Here is a 3,360-nt window from a genome sequence, read left to right as displayed (position 1 = left end):
GTGCTCACCCGGATCGCCCGGCGGGGCGCCGCTGCCACCGGCGCGGGCGCCGGGCTGTCCGCCCTCGTGTGCGGTCTGACGGTGGCCGTCGCGGCGTGGGCCGGGGTCGGGGCGGTGGCCGACGGGCGGATCCACGGGGTGTGGCTGGCCGTCGTGGTGCTGACGCCGCTGGCCGCCTTCGAGGCGGTCGCCGGGCTGCCGCTCGCCGTGCAGCACCGGCAGCGGGTGCGGCGGGCCGCCGAGCGGGTGTACGAGGTGATCGACGCGCCGCTTCCGGTGCGGGACGGCGGCGCCGAGGAGCCGCCCCGGTCGGCCTTTCCGCTGGTGGTGCGCGGGCTGTCGGCGCGCCACGCGGGGCAGCGCACCCGCGCGCTGGACGGGTTCGACCTGGAGCTGCGCCCGGGCCGCCGGGTCGCGGTCGTCGGCCCGTCCGGTTCCGGCAAGACCACGCTGGCCCAGGTGCTGCTGCGCTTCCTGGACGCCGAGGACGGTACGTACACCCTGGCGGGCCGGGACGCGACGGCCGTGGACGGGGACGCGGTGCGGCGGCTGGTGGGGCTGTGCGCCCAGGACGCGCACATCTTCGACAGCTCGCTGCGGGAGAACCTGCGGCTCGCGCGCCCCGGCGCGAGCGACGACGAGCTGCGCACGGCGCTTGCCGCCGCCCGGCTGCTGGAGTGGGTGGACGGGCTGCCGGACGGGCTCGACACCCACGTCGGCGAGCTGGGCGCGCGGCTCTCCGGCGGTCAGCGGCAGCGGCTCGCGCTGGCCCGCGCGCTGCTGGCGGACTTCCCGGTGCTGGTGCTGGACGAGCCCGCCGAGCACCTGGACCTGCCGACGGCCGACGCGCTGACCGCCGACCTGCTGACGGCGACCCGGGGCCGTACGACCGTGCTGATCACCCATCGCCTCGCGGGCCTGGAGGCGGTCGACGAGGTGATCGTGCTCGACGGCGGCCGGGCCGTGCAGCGCGGCACGTACGGAGAACTGGCCGCGGTGGACGGGCCGTTCCGCCGGATGCTGGAGCGCGAGGCCGCGGAGACCGGGCCGCGGCGCGGGGACGCGACGCTGCCGCTGGGCTCGGGCGCCCCCGTCTGACGACGAGGGGCGCCTCCCGTGGGCAAAAACCTCCGCTTTCCCGGGCAAAAGCCATTCATTACGCTCGGACCATGGCGGCCTCGATACCGACACCGGACCCCCTGGACGTCGCCGCGGAGGCGACCCGAGGGCTCCAGGGGCTGTCCACCGAGCTGACCGCGCGCGTCCCGCGGCTGCTGGAGGCGATGCGCTCCATCGGCACCGGTCTGGAGCTGCGCGTGGTCCTCGACCGGATCGCCGAGACCGCGGCCGAACTGGCGGGCGCTCGGTGCGCGGCGATCGGCGTGAACGACGCGGCGGGTCAGGGGCTCGCCGACGTCATCACGTACGGCGTGACCGAGGCGGACCGGGAGCGGTGCGGCGCGCTGGTCAGCGCCCGCTCCGCCGGGGCGGGGCTGCTGTCGGCCGATCCGCTGCCGCGGTCCTTCCTCGGGGTGCCGATCCGGGTCGGGGACGAGGTCTTCGGCCATCTGTGCCTCGCCGAGAAGCGGGACGGCGGGGAGTTCAGCGTGCCCGATCTGCACATGGTCAAGGTGCTGGCGACGGAGGCGGGGATCGCCATCGGCAACGCCCGCTTGCATGAGGCGACCCGGCAGCGCGAGCGGTGGATCGACGGTTCGGTGGCCGTCACCCACTCCCTGCTGTCCGGCGACGCCGAGGACGCCCTGGTGGTGGTCGCGGAGAAGGCCCGTCAGCTGGCCGGTTCGGCGGCGGGTTTCGTGCTGGTGCCGGAGGAGGGCGGCGGGCTGGAGATCGTGGCGGTGGACGCCGCGCACCCTCCGGAGGGTGCCGCGCTGCTCGGTACGGTCGTCCCGGCCGGGTCCCCGGCCGTGCCGCGGCTGCTGGCCGGGGAGCCGGTCTTCGTCGACGACCCGGCCGACGAACTCCGGCCGACCGCCGGGGTCCTGGGCCGTTACGGGCCGAGCATGATGCTGCCGCTGAGCGGCGGCGACCGGGTGCTGGGCGTGCTGGCCACCCCGCGCGACCCCGGCGCCCTGCCCTTCACCGCGACCGAGCGCAGGCTCGCCCTCCAGTTCGCGGCGCAGGCCGCGGTCGCGCTGGTGCTCGCCGAGGCGCAGCGCGACCGGGAGCGGCTGGCGGTGCTGGAGGAGCGGGACCGCATCGCCCGCGATCTGCACGATCTGGTCATCCAGCGGCTGTTCGCGACGGGGATGCTGCTGGAGAGCGCGCGGCGGCACGCCGAGGCGCCGGAGGCGGCGGAGGTGGCGGAGCAGGTCGAGCGGGCCGCCGATGAACTGGGCGCCACCATCCGGGAGATACGGACGACGATCTTCGCGCTCCAGCAGGGCCCGGAGGTGGCACCGTCGGGGCTGCGCACCCGGGTGCTGCGGGAGGTCGGGGCGGCCGCGGTGCCGCTCGGCTTCCAGCCGTCGCTCAGCTTTGTCGGCCCGGTCGACTCGCGGGTCGGCGAACCGGCCGGAAACAGTCTCATCGCGGCGCTGCGCGAGGCGTTGTCCAACGCCTTCCGGCATGCCCGGGCGGCGCGTATCGAGGTGGTCGTGGACGTGACGGCGCGGCTCGCCGACGGGCGTCCCGCGGTGCGGCTGACGGTCGCGGACGACGGGGTGGGCGTTCCGGCGGGCGGGCGGCGCAGCGGGCTCGCGAACCTGGCCCGCCGGGCGGAGGCGCTCGGCGGGTCGAGCACCTACGGGCCGGGCCTCGGCGCGGAGGACGGGGTGGAGAGCGGGCCGGGGAAAGGGCCAGGCCGGGGCGGTACGACGGTGGTCTGGCAGGTGCCGTTGTAGGCCGCACGTCGCCCGGGCGGCCCAACTCCTCACCTGCGCGGTCCCATTATCAGTCCGTCAGCATGCGCGGCGCCGACCCCGCGAGTGGGATGAGCCTCGCGGGCCGCCTCGGTCCTTCGTATCCCTTCGCACTCCGCGGCACTTCTTGCGGGGAAGGAAGTCATGACGTGAACACCCAGAGTCCCAGTCCTCAGCGTTCCCGGACGCGCCGCCGGGTCTTCTTCGCCTCTGTCGCGACCGCGGCGGCCCTTTCCAGTCAGCTGCTGACCATGGCGCCCGTCCAGGCGGATGACACCACGATGACCGGCGGCGGCCACCCCAAGCCGCCGCAGCCGCCGACCATCATCCACGGGGTGCGGGAGTTCACCGCGGACGGCACCTTCACGCCGCCCCCGGGGGTCACCTCGGTGCACATCCAGGCATGGGGCGCGGGCGGCGGTGGCGGCGGCGGTGGCGGCGGGAGCAGCGCCGCCGCGGGCGGCACCGGCGGTGGCGG

General features: G+C 76.1%; 2 protein-coding genes and 1 pseudogene. All 3 read left to right on the top strand.

Annotated elements, in window-relative coordinates; genetic code table 11:
- A partial coding sequence (gene cydC / locus EEJ42_RS32935) for a thiol reductant ABC exporter subunit CydC (RefSeq protein ID WP_123105639.1) occupies window positions 1-1,098 on the top strand: 1,098 nt, incomplete at its 5' end.
- A 71-nt stretch (window positions 1,099-1,169) separates the two neighbouring features.
- Window positions 1,170-2,864: a sensor histidine kinase gene (locus tag EEJ42_RS32930; protein ID WP_184503391.1), complete on the top strand. Its 1,695-nt coding sequence runs from the start codon at window positions 1,170-1,172 to the stop codon at window positions 2,862-2,864.
- Between the two features lie 167 nt (window positions 2,865-3,031).
- A pseudogene (locus EEJ42_RS32925) lies at window positions 3,032-3,360 on the top strand (hypothetical protein); the annotation flags it as partial.

The sequence above is a fragment of the Streptomyces botrytidirepellens genome, assembly GCF_003721215.1.
Lineage (GTDB): Bacteria > Actinomycetota > Actinomycetes > Streptomycetales > Streptomycetaceae > Streptomyces > Streptomyces himastatinicus.
This window is presented reverse-complemented; position numbering and strand designations above follow the sequence as displayed.

Excerpts from the sequence above, each read along its gene's own strand:
- EEJ42_RS32930 (WP_184503391.1), top strand. The coding sequence starts at position 1,170 with ATGGCGGCCTCGATACCGACACCGGACCCCCTGGACGTCGCCGCGGAG.